General features: G+C 57.5%; 20 protein-coding genes. 5 read left to right on the top strand and 15 right to left on the bottom strand.

Annotated elements, in window-relative coordinates; genetic code table 11:
- Positions 1–60 precede the first annotated feature (60 nt).
- Positions 61–825 (top strand): adenosylcobinamide-GDP ribazoletransferase, encoded by a 765-nt coding sequence (gene cobS / locus ACR0MV_RS00650; protein WP_480700637.1) that lies wholly within the window; start codon positions 61–63, stop codon positions 823–825.
- Here cobS and ACR0MV_RS00645 read toward each other — a convergent pair.
- The 6 genes from ACR0MV_RS00645 to ACR0MV_RS00620 all read right to left on the bottom strand — a co-directional run bounded on the left by ACR0MV_RS00645 (position 822) and on the right by ACR0MV_RS00620 (position 6694).
- Positions 822–1592, bottom strand: coding sequence for a potassium channel family protein (locus ACR0MV_RS00645; RefSeq protein WP_170421682.1), 771 nt, complete (start codon positions 1590–1592; stop codon positions 822–824). The two genes, cobS and ACR0MV_RS00645, sit on opposite strands and share 4 nt — an antisense overlap.
- 114 nt (positions 1593–1706) lie before the next feature.
- Positions 1707–2222, bottom strand: coding sequence for a CarD family transcriptional regulator (locus tag ACR0MV_RS00640; protein ID WP_170348382.1), 516 nt, complete (start codon positions 2220–2222; stop codon positions 1707–1709).
- A 283-nt stretch (positions 2223–2505) separates the two neighbouring features.
- Positions 2506–2844, bottom strand: coding sequence for a ferredoxin FdxA (fdxA, locus tag ACR0MV_RS00635; RefSeq protein ID WP_170464235.1), 339 nt, complete (start codon positions 2842–2844; stop codon positions 2506–2508).
- A gap of 66 nt (positions 2845–2910) precedes the next feature.
- Positions 2911–3276, bottom strand: coding sequence for an RNA-binding S4 domain-containing protein (locus ACR0MV_RS00630; RefSeq protein ID WP_480700634.1), 366 nt, complete (start codon positions 3274–3276; stop codon positions 2911–2913).
- A 6-nt stretch (positions 3277–3282) separates the two neighbouring features.
- Positions 3283–6102 (bottom strand): helicase-related protein, encoded by a 2820-nt coding sequence (locus ACR0MV_RS00625; protein ID WP_480700632.1) that lies wholly within the window; start codon positions 6100–6102, stop codon positions 3283–3285.
- A 22-nt stretch (positions 6103–6124) separates the two neighbouring features.
- Positions 6125–6694, bottom strand: coding sequence for a tetratricopeptide repeat protein (locus ACR0MV_RS00620; RefSeq protein WP_254439147.1), 570 nt, complete (start codon positions 6692–6694; stop codon positions 6125–6127).
- 70 nt (positions 6695–6764) lie between these two features.
- Between ACR0MV_RS00620 and ACR0MV_RS00615 the strand changes: the two genes are divergently transcribed.
- From ACR0MV_RS00615 to ACR0MV_RS00605, 3 genes are all read left to right on the top strand, one after another.
- On the top strand, positions 6765–7055 hold the full coding sequence (locus tag ACR0MV_RS00615) for an SCP2 sterol-binding domain-containing protein (RefSeq protein ID WP_170421691.1): 291 nt from the start codon (positions 6765–6767) through the stop codon (positions 7053–7055).
- Positions 7055–8032, top strand: coding sequence for an alpha/beta fold hydrolase (locus ACR0MV_RS00610; RefSeq protein WP_170421694.1), 978 nt, complete (start codon positions 7055–7057; stop codon positions 8030–8032). Before ACR0MV_RS00615 ends, ACR0MV_RS00610 begins: the two co-directional genes overlap by 1 nt.
- A 70-nt stretch (positions 8033–8102) precedes the next feature.
- Positions 8103–9923: a M3 family oligoendopeptidase gene (locus ACR0MV_RS00605; RefSeq protein ID WP_480700629.1), complete on the top strand. Its 1821-nt coding sequence runs from the start codon at positions 8103–8105 to the stop codon at positions 9921–9923.
- On the opposite strand, the gene ACR0MV_RS00600 is transcribed toward ACR0MV_RS00605, so the two are convergent.
- The 5 genes from ACR0MV_RS00600 to ACR0MV_RS00580 form a co-directional block, all read right to left on the bottom strand.
- Entirely contained in the window at positions 9920–10810 is an 891-nt protein-coding gene (locus tag ACR0MV_RS00600; RefSeq protein ID WP_480700627.1) for a DMT family transporter, read from the bottom strand. The two genes, ACR0MV_RS00605 and ACR0MV_RS00600, sit on opposite strands and share 4 nt — an antisense overlap.
- Before the next feature lie 13 nt (positions 10811–10823).
- A complete protein-coding gene (locus ACR0MV_RS00595) occupies positions 10824–11093 on the bottom strand; it encodes a DksA/TraR family C4-type zinc finger protein (RefSeq protein ID WP_170421703.1) in 270 nt (89 codons plus the stop codon).
- A 57-nt stretch (positions 11094–11150) separates the two neighbouring features.
- Positions 11151–12125: a Gfo/Idh/MocA family protein gene (locus tag ACR0MV_RS00590; RefSeq protein WP_480700625.1), complete on the bottom strand. Its 975-nt coding sequence runs from the start codon at positions 12123–12125 to the stop codon at positions 11151–11153.
- Between the two features lie 260 nt (positions 12126–12385).
- On the bottom strand, positions 12386–13282 hold the full coding sequence (gene rpoH / locus ACR0MV_RS00585; RefSeq protein WP_170421709.1) for an RNA polymerase sigma factor RpoH: 897 nt from the start codon (positions 13280–13282) through the stop codon (positions 12386–12388).
- A gap of 146 nt (positions 13283–13428) precedes the next feature.
- Positions 13429–14463, bottom strand: a complete 1035-nt coding sequence (locus ACR0MV_RS00580; protein WP_480700623.1) for an RluA family pseudouridine synthase — start codon at positions 14461–14463, stop codon at positions 13429–13431.
- On the opposite strand from ACR0MV_RS00580, the gene ACR0MV_RS00575 reads away from it, so the two are divergent.
- Positions 14462–14767: a DUF6476 family protein gene (locus ACR0MV_RS00575; RefSeq protein WP_480700621.1), complete on the top strand. Its 306-nt coding sequence runs from the start codon at positions 14462–14464 to the stop codon at positions 14765–14767. The two genes, ACR0MV_RS00580 and ACR0MV_RS00575, sit on opposite strands and share 2 nt — an antisense overlap.
- A 3-nt stretch (positions 14768–14770) precedes the next feature.
- Here ACR0MV_RS00575 and ACR0MV_RS00570 read toward each other — a convergent pair whose 3' ends face one another.
- The 4 genes from ACR0MV_RS00570 to ACR0MV_RS00555 form a co-directional block, all read right to left on the bottom strand.
- Positions 14771–15754, bottom strand: coding sequence for a hypothetical protein (locus ACR0MV_RS00570; RefSeq protein WP_480700619.1), 984 nt, complete (start codon positions 15752–15754; stop codon positions 14771–14773).
- A gap of 31 nt (positions 15755–15785) precedes the next feature.
- Positions 15786–16784, bottom strand: a complete 999-nt coding sequence (locus ACR0MV_RS00565) for a glycosyltransferase family 2 protein (protein WP_480700617.1) — start codon at positions 16782–16784, stop codon at positions 15786–15788.
- A gap of 106 nt (positions 16785–16890) precedes the next feature.
- Positions 16891–18885 (bottom strand): hypothetical protein, encoded by a 1995-nt coding sequence (locus ACR0MV_RS00560; RefSeq protein WP_480700615.1) that lies wholly within the window; start codon positions 18883–18885, stop codon positions 16891–16893.
- A complete protein-coding gene (locus ACR0MV_RS00555) occupies positions 18882–19826 on the bottom strand; it encodes a hypothetical protein (RefSeq protein WP_480700613.1) in 945 nt (314 codons plus the stop codon). The genes ACR0MV_RS00560 and ACR0MV_RS00555 overlap by 4 nt, the downstream gene beginning before the upstream one ends.
- Positions 19827–19828 lie beyond the last annotated feature (2 nt).

Raw genomic sequence — 19828 nt, 5'->3', positions numbered from 1 at the left:
GAGTGGTCCTGTGTGTTTAACCGAAGCGTCCGATCCAACAAGACCCGGAAAGGCGCGGGAGTGAACAAAAACGACAACAAACCCTTTTCTCGGTGGGATTTGCCGCTGTCGCTGGTGCTGTTGACGCGATTGCCGATACCGCGCCTGCCCGATCACGTCTTCGAAAGACAGGCAAATGCGGCCTGGGCCTTCCCTCTGGTCGGGCTAGCCGTTGGTCTGCTGGCCTGTGGGTTTGGCTGGGTCGCCACCGCTTCTGCATTGCCATCGCTGGCCAGTGCGGTGATAGTGGTTGCAGTCCTGATCATGACGACGGGCGCAATGCACGAAGACGGGCTGGCGGACACGGTCGATGGGTTTTGGGGTGGCTTTACCCGGGAACGACGGCTGGAAATCATGAAAGACAGCCATATCGGTGCCTATGGCGTTCTAACGCTGATCCTGACCCAGTTGCTACGCGTCACCTTGATCGCGGCGCTTCTATCGGCAGACCAATTCCTTGGCATTCTGGCCGCTTGTGTCGTGTCACGCGCATTCATGCCCGTTCTCATGAGCGCTTTGCCCAATGCCAGAAACAGTGGACTCAGCCATTCTGTTGGCGACCCTAAGACAGCCACAGCGGCGATTGGTTTGGGCCTTGCGGTCGCTTTGTCCCTGCTTTTGATCGGATCCGCCGCACTGACCCCTACTGTGGTCGCCGCGCTGAGTGTCACTGGGCTGGCCCTGATCGCCAAAGCCAAGATCAATGGTCAAACGGGCGACGTACTGGGGGCATCACAGCAATTGGCAGAACTGGCGTTTCTGATGACGCTCGCAGCGGCGGTTTAACTCGTTCCGCCGGTTTCGATCCTCAGTGTATCTCCGCAGTGTTTGCAGTGAACGGCATCCGGGTCATGCCTATAGAGCCCACAGTTCGAGCACTTGTGGCGTACTTTCTGAGGCATGAAGATCGCCTGCGCCAGCCGCACGAACAGCGCCACCCCAACGATCATGATGAACACCGAGAACAACTTGCCCCCCGGCGTGGCCAGCGTGATATCCCCGAACCCCGTTGTGGTTAGCGTCGCCATGGTGAAATAGAGGGCATCGATATACGCGTGTGGGCTGTTTTCAGGAATGAAAAACACCAATACGGCGGTCGATGTGGCGAAGACAAAAACCAACAGATTGATTGCTGCGATTACCGCGTCTTCATGCGTCCGAAAAAAGTGACTGTCGCGCCGCAAGTCTCTGAGCAAATGGTAAGAATGGATCAAGCGCAATGCGCGCAAAATTCGCAGGAACGCCAGGTTCCAGGGCAGGAACAGATCGACCACCAGAGAGACGATGACGATTATATCCGCAAGCGTGTAAATCTGACGCAAAAGTTTCCAACGGTCTTTCGCAATCCACAGCCGGGCTGAAAAATCCAGCACGATGAAGAAGCCGATGATCAGGCTGGCGACGGTAAACGCCGGGCCGTGTGCTCCGTTTGCGGTCGAGACAAAGAAGATGATCGTGATCGCGTCAAACAGGATCAGCAGATAGCGGAACCAAACCGAAATCGGGTCGTGTCCGATATACAGATACTTTACGGTTTGCTTTATGTTCGCCATCTACATGCCTCTTGCTATTGGGAAATTAGCCGCAAAGAGGTCATTCACCAAGCCCATGCAAATGAAAAAGCCGCCCCCTTGCGGGAGCGGCTCCTAAACTGGACTGTGTTCAGATCAGGCTGCGGCTGCGCGCGAGGTCAGAACCTCATCAACCTGCTTGGCGGCGGACACCTCGCCCGCTCCAGACACGGCAGCAACCTCGCGGGTCAGGCGTTCCAGCGCAGCTTCGTACAGCTGACGCTCGGAGTAGCTTTGCTCGCGCTGATCATCGGTGCGGTGCAGGTCGCGCACAACTTCGGCGATCGAGATCAGGTCACCCGAGTTGATCTTTTGCTCATATTCCTGAGCACGACGCGACCACATGGCACGTTTCACCTTGGCTTTACCCTTCAGCGTCTTCATTGCCTGACTGATAACGTCGGGCGAGCTGAGCGACCGCAGACCGGATTCGGTGACTTTGTTGGTCGGCACACGCAGGGTCATCTTGTCTTTTTCAAAGGAAATGACGAACAGCTCGAGCGAGTATCCCGCGACTTCCTGCTCTTCGATCGAGATGATCTGGCCCACACCATGGGCGGGATAGACAACGTAATCGTTCGGGCGGAATTCAAGCTTTTTCGACTTAGACATACAGGTTCATCCTTGGTTATCGAGCGAGGCACAGACAACAAAACGACCCACCCCGCGCCACGCTACGGCCCGGTCAGGCGATACGATTGTCAAAAATTCAGAACTCCAAAGCGTGCATACTTACGGAGTCATCCCCATCTCATTCATCATTCAGCTATCAAGTATATCACAAAATTGCGACGCCCGAAAGGCTTGCACCCCGCCGAACCGGGAAACCTGTATTTTTTCAGACAGATACAGCATATGCGAGCGATTAAACCGACAGGTTCAATACGCGAATCGCTTAGCCACCTTCACCGGGGGCTTCTGAGAAATACTTCTCCATCTTGCCCTCTTCGCCATCGCGTTCTTCGGCCTCGGGCAGTGGGTCTTTCTTGGTCACGATCACCGGCCAGAGTTCCGAGTATTTGCGGTTGAACTCAACCCATGGCTCCATTCCAGGCTCGGTGTCGGGACGGATGGCGTCCGCTGGGCATTCAGGTTCACATACGCCGCAATCGATGCATTCGTCGGGGTGAATGACCAGAGTGTTTTCACCTTCGTAAAAACAGTCCACCGGGCACACTTCGACGCAGTCGGTAAATTTGCAGCCAATGCAGTTCTCGGTGACGACATAGGTCATTGTTGGATTCCCATTCTCGGTTTGGGCGTTTAGCTAATTCAGTCTGGCCTTCTCTTCAAGATAGGATCAACCATCCTGAGAGCGAGAAAGATCAAGTGCGCGCCGATCTTTCTTAGTTGGACGACCTTTTCCCTCGAATCCCGGATTCTTGGGAGGCTTGTCCTTCTTTTCCGTCCAATCCGCGAATAGCGTTTGAGCTTCGGTCGCCGGACCGCGCCGTTCCCCCAGTGCTTCGACCCGCACAACGCGTACAAGCCGCCCCTGAGGGAAGGTCAGAACGTCACCGGGCCCCACGGCCTGAGCCGGTTTCAGAACCCGGTTTCCGTTCAAACGCACATTGCCGCCGCTGACCTGCTTGGCGGCGAGGCTACGGGTCTTGAAGAACCGCGCCTGCCACAACCACTTGTCGATCCGCAGCTTGGCGTCAGCCATGCGCGATCAGTTGCCGTCTTTCAAACCCATCAGCGCTGCTGCAAACGGGTTATCGGGATCGATCGCCTTTTCTTTGCGGGGCGGGCGCGAAGAGAAGCTCTTGGCGCCTTGCGGTTTACCGCCCTTCTTGCCCTGCGGCTTGCCGCGGCCGTCCTGCGGCTTGCCACGCGGTTTGCCCTTGCCCGGACCTTGTTCGCGTCGTGGGCCACGGTTTTGTTGGCGTTGGCGGCCCCAAGTAAAGGTATAGAAAACCTCGATCTCGGGTTCTTCCGGTGCCGCATCTGCCGCAGGGGCCTCTGCTGCCGCATCGGTGCTGTCGGTGGCCTCGGCTGACGCCTCGGCGGGTGCTGAGACCTCTTGCGCGGCGTCATCCGATGCCGGTGCGCCTTCGGCGGCAGGTTGTTCCACCGCTTCTGCCTCTGCAACTGGCTGTTCAACTGGAGCCGGTTTGACTTTTTCCCGCTCGCCGCGCTCGGCCTTGTAGCCCAGGCCCTGCATCAGGTCTGCGAACTGGTCCAGCGTCATACCGGTGATAGACAGCATGTCCGGTTTGGCTTCGAAACCACCCCGGCTGTCCTCGGCGCGCAGCATGTCGGCTAGACGCTCCAACATATCGATACGGATCGAACGCTCGCCCGCATCGCGGTAGCCGCACATGGTGTCATAGCCTTGCGGTGCGTCCTTGGCGACGGGCACGGTGACCAGACCCGGAGGCGGTGCTTCGGGGAATTCCTGCAGACCTTGCGCCAGAGCCCAAAGAACCAAACGCAGACGCGTTGGGGCGGGTTTCAGCAGCAGCGGCATGAATATGGTGAATTGGCCGAACCGGATGCCGTGCTTGCGCAATGCGCCACGGGCGTCCTGATCCAGATCTTTAACCTCTTGCGCAACGCCCGCGCGAGGCAAAACCCCCAGCGCTTCGACCATGCGGAAGGCAAAGCCCTTGGCCAGCCCCGACAGCTCTTCGTCTCGGGACAGGTTCAGCAGCGGTTCGAACAGCGCGGCGACCTTGCGGTCGATAAAGTGCTGCAGACGGCGCTGAACTTTCTGTTCGACATCCGGTCCTGCGGCCTCATCCACAAAAACCTCGACCATGGGTTTGAGAGGCTCTGCCCCGGCAACTAACTTGCCGACGGCATACTCGCCCCACATCAAACCACCCTGATCCGTGAAATCAATTTCGGTATCGGGCGCATTGTAGAAGCGGTCTGCACGCAGATGGAATTGCGGTGCGAGTGCTTGCAGGGACGCCGATTTGAGCGCTTTCGCCTCGGTGCCTTGCGCGGCTTTGTCCGGGATAAACCGGAACCCTTCCAGACGACCGACGAATTCGCCTTCGACGGTCACTTCACCCTTGTCATTTACTTCGGCCAAAAGGGCCTCCTTCTGTTTGAGCCGGCGCAACAACACTGACGTGCGCCGGTCCACAAATCTCTGAGTCAAACGTTCGTGAAGAGCGTCTGACAGTCTGTCTTCTACAGTGCGCGTTTCCGCGCGCCAATGCGATTCGTCACGGACCCAGCCGTTTCGTTGCGCAACATATGTCCACGTGCGAATATATGCCAACCTTTTGGACAGTGCATCAATATCCCCGTCGACCTTGTCGATTCGACGGATCTGCCGCGCCATGAAGTCATCGGGGATCGAGCCCCGCTCATGCAGGTGTCCATAGATCACCTCAAGCAGGCTTGCGTGTTCAGCGTGGCTGATGCCGCGAAAGTCCGGGATTCGGCACACATCCCACAGCAAACGGACGGATTGGCCGTCGCTGGCTCGGGCCATGACCTCGGTCACTTGCGACAGCGATTTCAACGCGTTCAGGTCATCCGCAGGGCGCGCCTTGATCAGATGTTCGCTGCTTGGGCTGACTTCCAGAGAGTCGATCAGCGCCTCAATCGAACCGAGGCGAAGGGCGGCATTCCGCCAGTTCAGCTTTTTCATCGGCGTGAACCGGCTGTCCATGATCGCCTGCGCGACGCCTTCGTCCAAAGGCGGGGCCTCTCCGGTCACACCAAAAGTGCCATCCGACATACCGCGCCCTGCCCGACCGGCAATCTGGGCCAGTTCATTCGGGGCAAGCGCGCGCATCCGACGACCATCGAACTTGGTCAGCGACGAAAACGCGACATGGTTCACGTCCAGATTCAGACCCATCCCGATAGCATCTGTGGCGACCAAATAGTCGACCTCACCATTCTGATAGAGGTCCACCTGAGCGTTCCGCGTACGCGGGCTGAGCGCGCCCATAACAACCGCTGCTCCACCTTTCTGGCGGCGCAGCAATTCCGCAATGGCATAGACATTGTCCACCGAGAACCCGACGATGGCACTGCGCGCTGGCATGCGGCTGATCTTTTTTGAGCCCGCATAGACCAGTTGGGACATGCGTTCACGCCGGACAAACTGCGCTTCGGGGACAAGCGCCACGATTGGGCTGCGCATCGTGTCAGAACCCAGGAACAACGTCTCGTTGGTTCCCCGCGCCCGCAGTAGACGATCGGTGAACACGTGGCCCCGTTCGGGATCCGCGCAAAGCTGAATTTCGTCGATGGCCACGAAATCCGCGCCCATACCTTCGGGCATCGCTTCGACAGTGCAGACCCAATACTGGGCGCGTGGCGGCACGATCCGTTCTTCGCCCGTTACCAGCGCTACAACCGACGGCCCTCGGATCGCGACGATCTTGTCATAAACCTCGCGCGCCAGCAGACGCAGTGGCAGACCGATCACACCCGTTCGGTGACCTAGCATCCGCTCAATCGCGTAATGAGTTTTACCTGTGTTGGTCGGGCCAAGTACGGCCACGATTCGGGATGACCCGCTCACCTTTGCCCCCTGCCCCGGTTTTTCAGAGGGCCGAGCCCTCGACCCGAGGCTTCAGTCGATTCACGGCATTGGTTACTTCTTCGTGGTGGGGATGTATAGCCAAAGCGCGTTCATAAGCTTGCAGTGCCTTGTCGGGCTGATCGATGATCTCAAAAATCAGCCCCAATCCGTAGATCGCCTCGTAATTGTTCGGGTTCAGCGTCAGCGCATGCTCAAGATCAGCGGCGGCCATACCAAAGCGATCCATCCCGAAAAAGGCCGAGGCGCGCACGTGCCAGCCTTCGGCAAACTGCGGTGCATGGTCTGTCAGCGCCGTCAGGTGTTCGATTGCAGCCCGCGTGTCGCCATCATCCAGCGCCTCGCGCCCGCGTTCCAACAACAGATCAGCCGAAGCCGAACCCGACTGCGCCCACAAGGCCTTGAGCTGGCGGTCTATGTTGACCGCCTGTTCGGGGGTTGCCTGCGACAATTGCTGCAATAGCTCTGTTTCATCCCTTGAATCCGCTGTCTGAGCAGACAAAGGCAGGGAAAACGTGACTAGAAGCGCTGTTGCCGCAACGATACCTTTGAGATTGGTGCTTGCAATGCTCATAACAACGTTCAGTGTAGCGCAGCGCCCGTGGATGTCCATTCCCGGCGCACAAAACATAGTGAGGAGAATCATGAGCGACACTCTGGAAAAAGCCGCAGCCGCATTGAACGAAAAACTGTCGGGTGGCGATTTTAGCGCGTCGGCAAAATTTGCCATTGCCGATCTGGGCTCGATCGTTCTGGACGCCAGCGGTGCCCGCGTCAGCGACGAAGACGCGGACGTCACCATGAGCGCGGATGCAGACACGTTCGAACAAATCCTCAGCGGTGAGTTGAACCCCACCGGTGCGTTCATGTCGGGCAAACTGACCGTGGACGGCGACATGGGCGTCGCCATGCAACTGGCATCGGCGTTGGCTTGATGGATCTGTCGCCGGCCCCTTTCTTTGCAGACATGGCCGGCGTGCCCGCCGGTGGTAAGGCCCATTGGCTGAACACGGCGGACAACACACGCATTCGGGTCGGCCACTGGCTGCCCGAAGGCGACGCCTGCGGTACGGTGATGATGTTCCCCGGCCGCACGGAATACATCGAAAAATACGGCGATTGCGCCGCCGAATTCACCGGCCGCGGCTTTGCCTTTCTGGCGGTTGACTGGCGCGGTCAGGGCTTGGCCGACCGGTTGCTGGACGACGTGCGCGTCGGGCATGTGGATCAGTTCACTGACTATCAGCATGACGTTCAGGCCACGCTGGATTTGGCGGCGGAACTGGACCTCCCCAAACCCTGGTTCGTAATTGGCCATTCCATGGGCGGCGCGATTGGTTTGCGAGCGACGCTGGAAAAAGACTGTTTCTCTGCCTGCGCGTTTACCGGACCAATGTGGGGTATTTTCTTTACGCCACTTATGAAACCGCTCAGCCGCTTGACCGCCTATTGGGGGCCACGGATTGGATTGGGGGAAAAAACCCCACCTACCACTTCTCTGGAAAGCTATGTGGCGTCGCAGCCTTTCGAAGGGAACGTTCTGACCCGCGATCCTGCCATGTTCCAGATGATGAAGGACCAACTGGCCGCGCATCCCGAACTGGCCCTCGGCGCGCCCTCGACGATCTGGCTGCGCGAAGCACTGGATGAATGCGCCTGGTTGATGGATCAAACCGCACCCGACACACCTTGCCTGACCTTCCTCGGCAGTCACGAACAGATTGTTGACCGCAAGGCCATCCGCGCCCGCATGGCCAACTGGCCAAATGGCACTCTGGTCGAAATCCCAGATGGTGAACATGAAGTGCTGATGGAGGCGCCCGATGTGCGCGGACCGGTCTTTGACCAGTTGGCCGCGCATTTCAAAGCCGCGCAGCCGGACACCGCACCGGAACCAGCGCTGTCAACTTAAGCCAAGCACTGCTTGTGATCCCCGCGCCGCGCGCCTAGATGTTGGCGAAAGCTGTTATTCGAGGTGATCCATGCGCGACCTTCCCTTTCCCGTCCGTGACGCAAACGCTGTCGGGGGTGCCGACAATCTGGGCAATCTGCCGGAGTGGGATCTGACCGATCTCTATACCTCAGAGGACGCACCGGAACTGTCCCGCGATCTGGACTGGCTGGAAGGCGAATGCGCCGCTTTTGCCGCCGACTATGAAGGCAAACTGGCCGAACTGGATGCCGACGGTCTGCTGACCTGCGTCCAGCGCAACGAGAAGATCAACGCTATTGCCGGGCGGATTATGTCCTTCGCCGGCCTCCGTTATTACCAACTGACCACCGATGCCGAGCGCGCCAAGTTCCTGTCGGACATGCAGGAAAAGATCACCATCTTTACCACGCCGCTGGTCTTCTTCACGCTGGAAATCAACCGCATCGACGATGACGTGCTAAAAGCGCATTTCGAGGCGAATGCTGATCTGGCCAGGTACGAGCCGGTGTTCCGCCGTATCCGCGCAATGAAGCCCTACCAGCTGTCGGATGAGCTTGAGAAATTCCTCCACGACCTCGGCGTCGTCGGCGATGCCTGGGAACGTCTGTTCGACGAAACTATCGCCGGTCTGACCTTCACCGTCGACGGCGAAGAGCTGAACATCGAAGGTACCCTGAACCTGCTGACCGAGCAGGATCGCGCAAAACGCGAGGCAGCGTCGCGCGAGTTGGCCATTGTGTTTCAGGACAACATCAAAACCTTTGCCCGTGTCCACAACACGCAGGCCAAGGAAAAAGAAGTCATCGACCGCTGGCGCAACATGCCCACCGCACAGACCGGCCGCCATCTGTCAAACGATGTCGAACCCGAGGTGGTCGAAGCCCTGCGCGAAGCGGTCGTCGCCGCCTACCCCAAGCTGAGCCACCGGTATTACGAGCTCAAACGTAAATGGCTGGGTCTGGACGTGATGCAGGTCTGGGATCGCAACGCGCCGCTTCCGATGGAAGACACCCGCATCGTTGGCTGGGACGAGGCCGAGAAAACCGTGATGGATGCCTATAACGCATTCGACCCGCGCATGGGTGAAATCGCAGCGCCGTTTTTCAACAAAGGCTGGATCGACGCGGCCGTGAAGCCGGGCAAGGCCCCAGGCGCTTTCGCCCATCCGACCGTGACCGAGGTGCACCCCTACGTCATGCTCAACTATCTGGGCAAGCCGCGCGACGTGATGACTCTGGCGCATGAACTGGGCCATGGCGTCCACCAGGTCTTGGCCGCCGATCAGGGAGAGATGCTGTCTTCAACTCCGCTGACACTGGCCGAGACCGCCTCGGTCTTTGGCGAAATGCTGACCTTCCGCAAAATGCTGGACAAGGCCGAAACGAAGGAGCAGCGCAAGGTACTTCTGGCCGGCAAGGTCGAGGATATGATCAACACGGTCGTCCGCCAGATCGCCTTCTACGACTTTGAATGTAAGCTACACGCGGCACGCCGCGAGGGCGAGCTGACCCCTGATGACATCAACGCCCTGTGGATGAGCGTCCAGGCCGAAAGCCTTGGCCCGGCATTCGAATTCATGGATGGGTATGAGACCTTCTGGGCCTATATCCCGCACTTCGTCCACTCGCCCTTCTACGTCTACGCCTATGCGTTTGGCGACGGCCTGGTGAACGCGCTGTACTCGGCCTACGCAAGCGGCTCGGAAGGGTTCGAAGACAAGTATTTCGAAATGCTGCGCGCCGGTGGCTCGAAACATCATAAGGAACTTCTGGCCCCGTTCGGACTGGACGCCAGCGATCCGAAATTCTGGGACAAAGGCCTGTCGATGATCTCGGGCTTCATTGATGAGCTGGAAGCGATGGAAGACTAGTCACTTTTGGCTTTGGTCGTCAGGAACACGGCGGCCACGATAAGCATTGCCCCAAGGGCCGCGATAGGTGTGATTGCGGCCCCTTGGAACAAGGCCGAATTGATGAACGTGAACACCACGGATGCGGCAAACATCAACGTGGCCGTCAGTGTCGAGACCCGCGCCGCAGCCTCGTACCACAGGTAGTAGGCCAAAGCGGTCGGCAGCACCCCCAGCAGGATCAGGAACACGACATCATTGGTCGTTGGCACCTGCAGCGAAAAAGCGGCCAAAGGTAACAACAGCACGCCAGAGCACAGGAATATCCCGAACAGGAAATTCAGGCGCTCTCCGGTTGATTCCGAATTCCGCATCGCCCGGCTGCTGGAGATCAGAAAAACGGCCCAGCTAAGACCCGCACCAATCTCAAGCAGATCACCAAACAGGGGCTCTCCACCGCCTTGAAAATCCTGATAAACCGTTAGGAAAACGCCCAAAATCGCGAGCCCAGTGGCAAGTACATCCGTACGCGTGACAGGCGTGTCTGCAAAGAAGTAGAGGAACACCAAAACAAAGAACGGAGCAGTATTCTCGAGCACCATGGCGTTGGCTGCACCAGTATGTTCAAGCCCGATATGGAACAGAATGTAGTTTACCACCGTCGACAGGACGGCCAGCCGAAAGTTCCAGTCTCTCAGCCGGATCGACACCGACACCCGCATGATCCGCAGCATGCAATAGATGGCCAAGGCGGCGATGAACAAACGAGTCACCGCGATCTGCAATCCGCCCAGATCGCTTGTCAGGTATCGGACAATGACGCTGTGAGTGCCCCACAAGAACGCGGCCAGAAACCCAAGGACCAACCCGTTTTGTAGAAGTGGTTGTTTTGACGAGGGCTCTGACATTTCGCGGCCCTGTTTACTTCAGTTGGCTGTCTTTTGACCCACGCCGATTGATCCCAGAGCGCGCCTTGTAACTGCCATCCCTCTCTTGCTGGCAGTCCAGACACAATTTGACGCCGGGCAGAGCCAATCGCCTCTTTTCCGGGATCGGCTCTTCGCATTCAGCGCAATGGGTCAGGCTTTCGCCAACGGGGCGCTTTTGCGCCTGCATTCTGGCGAGTTCGTCCGAGATAGACGCTTCGATCTGTTCACTCACCGCGCCATCGCGCGCCCAACCGCCTGCCATGGTCTCCTCCTGATCAGGTGGCGACCAGAATATCCGAGCCGGGCGCGACGTGACAAGTCAGAGCGAGACAGCCCCTTCAAACACCTGGTCAATCATCACCTGCGTTCCGCGCGAGAACTCCAGCGGACAGGGATAGTCCACGCCATCCCGGACCGACCTGCTGAATGCCTCGACCTGCAGCTTATAGTGATCATCGCCGGGAAAACGGGTGACCTGAACCTCAAGTCCCGGCCGGTGGAGTTCGACTCGCGCTTCACCAAACACGCGCGCGTTGAATGGCGCGGTCAGGCGGATCACACCGCCTTCGCCATGGAACACCATCTCCTGATGCGGATGCATACGGATCGAGACATAGCTGGAATAGGTGAAATCCGGGAACTGTGCGCGGATTTCGGTGAAAGCGTCAATTCCGTCTTCCCACCGAATTGCGGATTGTACTGAAACGGGTTCCTGCCCTGTCGCAAACCGCGCGCTGCCGATGACGTAAACGCCGATGTCTCGCAGCCCGCCGCCCCCGGTCTCGGCACGGTTGCGGATGTTCCCGGTATCTGCGCGGTTATCAAAGCTAAACGCGCCCGTCACATGCACCAGCTTACCGATTGCTCCGTCCGCGATCAGCTGCCGCACGAACTGCCACTGAGGATGGTGCACGATCATGTAAGCCTCGGCCGCCAGCAAGCCGGTCTGATCCCTCTTTTCGATCAGAGTATCGAACTCGGACGCCTGCATGGTCATCGGCTTTTCGCACAGCACGTGTTTCCCGGCATCCAACGCCTTCAGGCTCCAGTCGACATGCAGGTGATTGGGCAGCGGGATGTAGACCGCTTCGATCTTTGGGTCCGCCAGTAACGCCTCGTAGCTGCCATAGAGCGTCAGGTCCGGGCAATACTGCTGGAAAGGCTCCGCCTTGGCGGGATCGGACGTCGCCAGACCCGCCAGCCGGGCCCCTTCTGCGGCGTGAATGGCCGGAGCCATATGTTGACGTGCGAATTTTGCGGCGCCTAAAACGCCCCATTGAACCGGTTGCTGCATGTGGCCCCTCGTCGTTTGTTTGTTCTTACTCTATCTACCGTCAATCGGATACGGGATCAGCGAAAGTATGAATCCAGCCGAGAAGACGAGCGATGCAGATGAAGTTTGTCTTTGTCGCAATGTCCATTGCAACAGAATTCGGCTCAAATCTTGGAGATTTCCTCGGTCTGCTGGGCGTGAACACTATGCAGATTGGGAGAATTAATTATGATGTTGCAGTTGGAAACAGCCCGCCATTAAGGCGGGCTGAGTTTTTGGGGTTATACTGTACCCAGCATGCCCTTTTCACGCGCCAGTTCGCGCATCTTCTTTTGCAGCTTCTCAAAGGCTCGAACCTCGATCTGCCGGATACGCTCGCGGCTGACGTTGTACTGCGTACTCAGCTCTTCCAGCGTGACGGGTTGATCCATCAATCGACGCTGAGTCAGGATGTCTTTTTCCCGATCATTCAGAACGTCCAGTGCAGCCGCCAGAAGCTCGCGCCTTGCGTCCAGCTCGTCACGCGCTTCGTAATCGCCAGCCTGGTCGGCATCTTCATCCTCAAGCCAGTCCTGCCACTGCATGGTGCCTTCGCCCTCGGACCCGACGGTCGCGTTCAGCGAGGCATCGCCACCGGACATCCGGCGGTTCATGCTGATGACTTCCTCTTCCGTCACGCCCAGATCATTGGCGATCTGCTTGACGTTCTCGGGGCGCAGGTCGCCCTCTTCCAAGGCACCTATACGAGCCTTGGCCTTGCGCAGGTTAAAGAACAGCTTTTTCTGCGCCGAGGTTGTACCCAGTTTCACCAGCGACCAGGACCGCAGGATATACTCCTGGATCGAGGCGCGGATCCACCACATGGCATAGGTCGCCAGACGGAAACCTTTTTCCGGGTCAAACCGCTTGACGGCTTGCATTAGGCCCACATTGGCCTCGGAAATCACTTCGGCCTGCGGCAGTCCATAGCCGCGATAGCCCATCGCAATCTTGGCTGCCAGACGCAGGTGCGACGTAACCATTTTATGTGCGGCCTCAGTGTCTTGCTCTTCGACCCAGCGCTTGGCCAGCATGTACTCTTCTTCCGGCTCAAGCAGAGGAAATTTGCGAATTTCCTGCATATAGCGGTTCAGGCCGCCCTCGGGCGTCGGCGCGGGGAGATTTGCGTAATTTGCCATAATTCATGTCCCTCCGACAAATGTTTACATTGTTAACATGGGATATGGGAACAGCTCCCATCTCGTTCAAGAGGTACCGTTAACAGTTTGAAATTAACGATTGATAAAGGAAAGCTAAGAACGCGTTACTCACATAGGTTTGTGTATTATGTCAGCGGTGCGCGCAGCTGTTCAATCAGATTTTCCATATCTGCGGGCAAATCGGCCTCAAACCGCAGGGTTTCGCCCGTTATAGGGTGCTCAAAGCCCAAAACGGCTGCGTGCAGCGCCTGACGTGGAAAGTTGCGTACGGCTTCTGCGGCAACTGGACTGAACGCTTTTGCGGCGAGTTTTCGCTTGCCCCCGTAGACAGGATCACCGACCAAACCGTGCCCTGCATGGGCCATATGCACGCGGATTTGGTGTGTGCGTCCGGTTTCGAGCCAGCATTCGATCAACGCAATGCCTGCCGGATTGCCGAAGGTTTCCACAAGCCGCGCGCGTGTCACCGCATGACGACCGCCGTGGAACAGAACCGCTTGTTTTTGTCTGTCCGTCTTGTGCCGCGCCAGTTGCGTAGTCAGGCGCATGATGTTGCCGGGCTCAAAACTGACGCCCTTTATCCCGCGCAGACGCGGGTCATTGGCATCCGGAACGCCATAGCAAATCGCACGGTAATAGCGCTCGACGCTGTGCGCCTCGAACTGAGCGGCCAGACCGTGATGGGCCGCGTCCGACTTTGCGACGACCAGCAATCCGCTGGTTTCCTTGTCGATGCGGTGCACGATGCCGGGGCGTTTGACGCCCCCTACCCCTGACAGATCCTCACCGCAGTGATGAAGCAACGCGTTCACCAAGGTGCCGTTCGGCGATCCGGGCGCAGGGTGTACGACCATGCCTGCAGGTTTGTTGATGACGATCAGGTCTTCGTCCTCAAACACGACATCCAGCGGGATATCCTCGGGGCCGATATGGCTTTCCTCGGCCTCGGCGACGGTGATCGCGACCGAGGCACCCTCGGTCACCTTCGTCTTGGGGTCGCGGATAACTGCGCCGCTGATGACAACGGCACCATCTTCGATCAATCGGGTCAACCGGGTACGTGACAGGTTTTCATCCGCTGGCACATCCCGCGAAAGCGCCTTATCAAGGCGGGGCGGCGGATCGGCCGCGATCTGAAATTCAATCTGACGGGTGCCCATGACTGTCCCTTCCGAACCCCAAGAACCGCAGGAAACGCCGCAACTTCGCCTGTTGCGACGCATGGTCATGCTGCTGACCGCGGTGATGATTGGCGGGGTTCTAGTGACATTCGCACTGATTGTCATCCGGCTATCGGACAGAACGCCCACCCTGCCCGATCAAATTGAACTGCCCAACGGTGCAAAAGCGCAGGCTGTGACGATCGGAAACAACTGGTACGCCGTGGTCACTGATGACAACCGCATTCTGATCTTTGACAAAACGACCGGGAAACAGCGACAGGAAATCACAGTACAGCAATAGCGCCTATTGGCTTAACGCCATCCGAAACACAATCTCGGAGGCCTTACGCAGAGCCTCATACTCTTCGGCGGTATCCCTGCGGAACAGCTTGTCTTCTTCGCTTAGCTCTTTCGGAGTGAACAGTTCAGCCCGGTCGGGAAAGAACTCTTGCTGGAATGCCACGTCACGCTTGGCCAGGCATTCATCCATCCAGGCGCGCTCGTCCGGTTCCAGTACATCATTGCGACGCAACATTGCCGGATCGTCCACGACCATGCGGCGCAATTGGCGGGATTTTTGCCGCCCAAGCGCACGTGCGACGATTCCAAAGGCTTCGCTGGCTGCGCGGGATTGAGAAGGGTTTGACGTAGCGTCCGGGGACTGCCCGTCCGCTAAGGGCGTGCCGATCCGAGCCAGAACATCATCGATCACATTGCCCCGCACCATATCCGAGCGTTCATACAATAGCGGCACAACCGTGACCCCGGGAAAAGCTGTTCGTATTTGCGCCAGTTTTGCGGAAAAGCTCAGCTTTTCGGGGTGTTCTCGGATCTGGTCAAGCTGGAAGCGAATAAATTCGCTGGCACCGCCCGGCACACGCCCATTCTTGGCGCGCTGCTTGTAATCCGCTTCAAAAAAGTCCGAATAGCGACGGCAGTAAAACGTGATCCTGAGCGCCCGCGACGGGATGTCGGCAAACATTTCGGCCAAACGGGCCAGATCGCAGGAATAGAACATTTCGGACGAGACCAGACAGGTTCGATCCGAAAACTCATCAAACTCGCTGGTCATTGCCGCCCGAAACGGGTCCATGGGCCCGGCGTTTCGGTTAATGTGAAAGGCCACGATATTATGGCTCAGGGCCAGACGTTGGCTGCCTTCCAACCGGCGTCGGCCCGCTTCCATATAGCGCAACCCAATTTCGTCCAGAACCGCGCCGTTGCTGCGCAGAAACCCCTGCAGGGCCGTTGTGCCGGTTTTTGGCATTCCGATATGCAGCCAAAGCATCTGATTGCTCCTAAAGCTGAATAGCGCCGCGCTATGCCCGTTGGCCAGCTGTGAAACCAGCAGTCATCTGTTGCATCAAATCCTGCATCTCGGGCAGTTCGCGCAACTGTTCGATCTGTTGACGGTGCAGATCGCAAGAGGCGTGGTGCAGACGGGCGACCTCGGAATCGCGCAGCATGTCGTAGAAATGCTCTCGCTTACGCTCCAGAACCGCATCGATAGAGGTGTTCGTCTCGGAGTTGTGGTTCATCATGTTCCAGTATTCCAAGCCAAGGCTTTCACCCAAATGGTGGGCGCGACCGCGCATCTTTTTGACCAGATAGCTTTCGCAGGACTTCAGCGCATAGTGGTTGACCTGCACGAGATCATACCCGACCGAGTCACGTGCTGAACGCCAGCTTTTTTCGAAATAGCGCTCGGGCATAAGCTGGCCTGATCCGTTGTACCAGTGACAGTCCTCCATGGTTTCAACGGTGGGGCGTTTGGGACGGTGAACGCCCAATGCATCCCAAATTCCCCGTTGGAACATGGTTTTGAAGCCCCATGCTTGCGGAGGACGAAACACCTGTTCCGGTGCAGCTTGCCGGAATTGTTCGGACAGGAATCGGTCTTCGTACCGAACGACGCCCGCATTTCCGAACAATCGCCATGTCATGGAAATCGTTTTGGCATCCGGAATGGCATCGGTCAGAGCCCGCATCGTGTGATCGCCGGTTTTGACGTTGATGTGCTCATCCGCGTCGATCACGATGACCCAATCCTCCGGGCGTGCAATGTCCATTTTCAGAAACGATCTGTAGGCGCGTTTCTGCGGGCTGGTCTTGCGCCGCGAGTTGTTGTCGACATGGGTGACGATGCCCAGCTCATCCAACCGCTGCAGCAAAGCATCCGTGCCATCAGTGCAGTCGTTCGTCATAACGACCATCTGATCAATGCCAATCGCGCGGTTGTGCGCCACCCATTCCAACACAAACGGGCCTTCATTCTTCATCGGCGTGATACTGATGTATCGGGGATCCTGATCGGCCAAATTTACTGCCCTGACATTTTTCTTGCCCGACAAAGATCGGGAGCGTTCGGAATTTGCGCGTAAATTACGTTGATTTAGTGGAACTACCAAGGGGAAATCCGGGCCATCAACCTCCTGCCCGTTTCAGCTGGTTTGCGAAGCGTTTGTATGGTGGGAAAAGGTCATGCGCCTTCTTGAGGTACTGCCTGGCTTTTCCTTTCTCGCCGCGTCGCAAATGGATTTGGCCGGCCATCCCCTGAATCGAGGCCGTCGCATCATCGATATCTGCGGCATTCAATATCTGAGTCTCGCCTTGCTCGACCGCGCCAGCCCTTTCCAAAACCCGTCCCATAGCGAACATCAGGAAAGGGTTTTCAGGATCACAGGCCAATGCCTCGGCCATTGACGACCGCGCTTTATCGGAGTCACCGGAAAGCTCGAACAGGTCCGCCAAACGCTTATGATACAATGGGTTATCGGGGCAAGCTGACCGGATATTTCGGGCTTGGTCTATAGCTACCGAAACCGAAAGATCCCCCAGATGCATCCGCAACATGGTTTCCAGGCTTTTGCGCCTCGGGTCATCGTCAGAGATGTCTTTGGCCTGTGCCACCCCATCCAACAACGCGTGCATTCTGGAAGGGTCTTCAAACAAGCGTTTCGCCTTTTGATCCAGCGCCAATTCAGACCAGTCGACAAGAACCATGTCAAAGTTACAGGGCACCCGAACCACGACTTTCAGCTGAACCAGATAGAGGCTGTTGAATGGCGGGAAACGCCGACGACGAACAACTCTCTGCAACCCCCAATCCACAGGTGGAAACAAGCGGAACGGCAGTTGATCGCGATACACCATTCGTGACCCAAGCACGACTACATCCGGGCGCAATGGCTTTGCCCAGAATGATCTGGCAAAATGCCGGCCAGCCGACCAACGCTTTTTTTGTGCGCCCAAGGCTGCGGCCATCACGGCACACAAAACCGCATAGTCTTCGGGCCACAGGTTTTCATTCTCTAGTCCGGCTTTGGCCAGTTCGGCGCTTTCTTTCCATTTTGAGAGGTATAGACAATTGATCGCTTGCAGCAGCGGCAGGAATGCATTGTCTGCATCCGTCGCGAGAATGGGCTTTGCCAAATCATAGGCCTGATCGCACCTGTCCTGGGCACCAAGATACTGATTGGCTTTTGCATACAAATGGGCCGCTTCAGACGCGTTCAGAAACGCTTCTGGCCCGTTGGCCACACGGTCAATCACACGCTCGGTCGCCGTGGTAATCTCCTGCTCGTTCAATACATCCCGGAAAACCAGCCGCTGCCTGCCGGAGATGCGCGCGGCAGCCATCGAAAAGGCCGAGATATAAGGTGCAATCACCTGATCGGCCCGGGACATTGTGTATAGCTCCAAAAAATCTCGTTTTGCGCGTGTCATGCCAAAGACGTCGGCTATGTCTGACATCTTCAACAGCTTCGGGAACCGTTTCTGAAACCGCGCGATCAACTCAGGCTGGTCCGAGAACATGATTGCTGTCTTATCGGCGTTTTTCGCAAGGTGCGCCTCATACAGTTCTTCAGGTTCGATTTTGGCCGGCCACGTCGTGTGCTTCCACGGTAAGCCGTTCAGGATGTCGCCACGCCGGATGTGATAGGCCGAAACGCCCTGCCCAGACAGCTTGGCATCCGCACGCTCCATGATAGCGCGGATCTCGTCCGTGAACCCGATCCGATGGATAAAGTCCCGATATCGCGGACGAATGGCTTCGATGTCTTCCCACGCGAAAGCCAGAACCTCGAACCCCTCTTCCACCACCACTGACCTGCCTGCGTTCAAATGGGCAATCAGGCGGTCCGGCGAGGTGTCGTTTTGAAAGGACCAGATCGGCAGGGCATTCTGCGTCAGTTTGCCGAACTCTTTCTGGCTCAGAAAGTGATCGTCCATCCAGCTTTTGGTGAACAATTCCTTCGGTTGATCCAGTTCAGGCGCATCAGCGCCCTGAGGGAACCAATTCACCCGGTAAGTCGTCCCGAAATCTTCGGCAAGGCGGATACAGGTCAGCATCATCAGCAACCGCGCGCCCATGCGGTCCTTGCGCTGACCAATGAATACGCCCTTTTTGGGTGTCATTGGCTGTCCTTCGCGGCCTCAGCCGCGGCTTGACGCCTTAACATGCGAAACCTCTGTCGTGCCCTTTGAACCAATGCCGGGTGCCGTTCACTGCCCATGGCCTCGATCCCGCGAATTAAAAGCGGGAGGCGTCGACGGGCGCGCATCAAACGGTAGAACTCGACCGCATCCAGCGTTCCGTCCATCGCGCCCAGCATCACGGGCTTGAGAATATCAAGCTTGCGCAGCATTGGTGCCGCAAAGTGGTTCGAAAACCAGGTCTTGAGCAAAACGACGTTGTCGCCTTGCAGGCGCTGGACCTGTTGCCTGTCCAAATCAAAGAACGGGTCATAGAACACATAGGCCTTCCCCGCGACCTGAACGGTCTGTGCCGCGTCGCTTGCGGGCAGATCCCAATTCTGAACGCGGCCAAAGCGATAACGCGTTTCCCATGGGACCAGCCGTTCATCCAGCGTTGTCTGTGGGTTAAATGCGATCACATTCGCTCCGGGAACATGGGCCGAAAAGGTCAGCGCACCAAAGCCGCCCATCGACGCACCGGCGAAAACGACCTGATCGAACCGGTCAAAGAACCCCTCGGCCACTTTGCCATCGAAGTAGGACAGAATTTCGGGATCGCGGTACCACGCCTTGGTGCGGGCAAAGACCCCCATATGAGACCACCCTTCGTCCCGAAAAAACTTCCACCCCCACGGCTCGCGCGCGAAAGATAGGTCATTCGCGTTTGCGATGTTGTCGAAGCTGACCACCATCCGCTTGGCACTGCGTTGATGAAACAGGATCGAGTGGCGGTCCAGTTTTTGCAGAAAACCTGTGCCATCCCCACCCGGATAAAGCTCGACAAACCAGGGAGGCGCAGGATCCGTCAAAATCCGCTCGTAACCCGTCTTGCGATCGGGATGTTCGGGCTTCAACTGTTCTTTCGAAAGATCGTCAGCCATGG

Source organism: Ruegeria sp. BC3 (genome assembly GCF_056539265.1).
The sequence above is the reverse complement of the archived record's forward strand: the minus strand, read 5'-3'. Positions and strand labels throughout refer to the sequence as shown.

What these genes read in the sequence shown, in the direction of transcription:
- ACR0MV_RS00645 (WP_170421682.1), bottom strand. Translation starts at nt 1,592, where the DNA reads ATGGCGAACATAAAGCAAACCGTAAAGTATCTGTATATCGGACACGAC.
- ACR0MV_RS00640 (WP_170348382.1), bottom strand. Translation starts at nt 2,222, where the DNA reads ATGTCTAAGTCGAAAAAGCTTGAATTCCGCCCGAACGATTACGTTGTC.
- fdxA (WP_170464235.1), bottom strand. Translation starts at nt 2,844, where the DNA reads ATGACCTATGTCGTCACCGAGAACTGCATTGGCTGCAAATTTACCGAC.
- ACR0MV_RS00630 (WP_480700634.1), bottom strand. Translation starts at nt 3,276, where the DNA reads ATGGCTGACGCCAAGCTGCGGATCGACAAGTGGTTGTGGCAGGCGCGG.
- ACR0MV_RS00620 (WP_254439147.1), bottom strand. Translation starts at nt 6,694, where the DNA reads ATGAGCATTGCAAGCACCAATCTCAAAGGTATCGTTGCGGCAACAGCG.
- ACR0MV_RS00615 (WP_170421691.1), top strand. Translation starts at nt 6,765, where the DNA reads ATGAGCGACACTCTGGAAAAAGCCGCAGCCGCATTGAACGAAAAACTG.
- ACR0MV_RS00610 (WP_170421694.1), top strand. Translation starts at nt 7,055, where the DNA reads ATGGATCTGTCGCCGGCCCCTTTCTTTGCAGACATGGCCGGCGTGCCC.
- ACR0MV_RS00605 (WP_480700629.1), top strand. Translation starts at nt 8,103, where the DNA reads ATGCGCGACCTTCCCTTTCCCGTCCGTGACGCAAACGCTGTCGGGGGT.
- ACR0MV_RS00600 (WP_480700627.1), bottom strand. Translation starts at nt 10,810, where the DNA reads ATGTCAGAGCCCTCGTCAAAACAACCACTTCTACAAAACGGGTTGGTC.
- ACR0MV_RS00595 (WP_170421703.1), bottom strand. Translation starts at nt 11,093, where the DNA reads ATGGCAGGCGGTTGGGCGCGCGATGGCGCGGTGAGTGAACAGATCGAA.
- ACR0MV_RS00590 (WP_480700625.1), bottom strand. Translation starts at nt 12,125, where the DNA reads ATGCAGCAACCGGTTCAATGGGGCGTTTTAGGCGCCGCAAAATTCGCA.
- rpoH (WP_170421709.1), bottom strand. Translation starts at nt 13,282, where the DNA reads ATGGCAAATTACGCAAATCTCCCCGCGCCGACGCCCGAGGGCGGCCTG.
- ACR0MV_RS00575 (WP_480700621.1), top strand. Translation starts at nt 14,462, where the DNA reads ATGACTGTCCCTTCCGAACCCCAAGAACCGCAGGAAACGCCGCAACTT.
- ACR0MV_RS00580 (WP_480700623.1), bottom strand. Translation starts at nt 14,463, where the DNA reads ATGGGCACCCGTCAGATTGAATTTCAGATCGCGGCCGATCCGCCGCCC.
- ACR0MV_RS00570 (WP_480700619.1), bottom strand. Translation starts at nt 15,754, where the DNA reads ATGCTTTGGCTGCATATCGGAATGCCAAAAACCGGCACAACGGCCCTG.
- ACR0MV_RS00560 (WP_480700615.1), bottom strand. Translation starts at nt 18,885, where the DNA reads ATGACACCCAAAAAGGGCGTATTCATTGGTCAGCGCAAGGACCGCATG.
- ACR0MV_RS00555 (WP_480700613.1), bottom strand. Translation starts at nt 19,826, where the DNA reads ATGGCTGACGATCTTTCGAAAGAACAGTTGAAGCCCGAACATCCCGAT.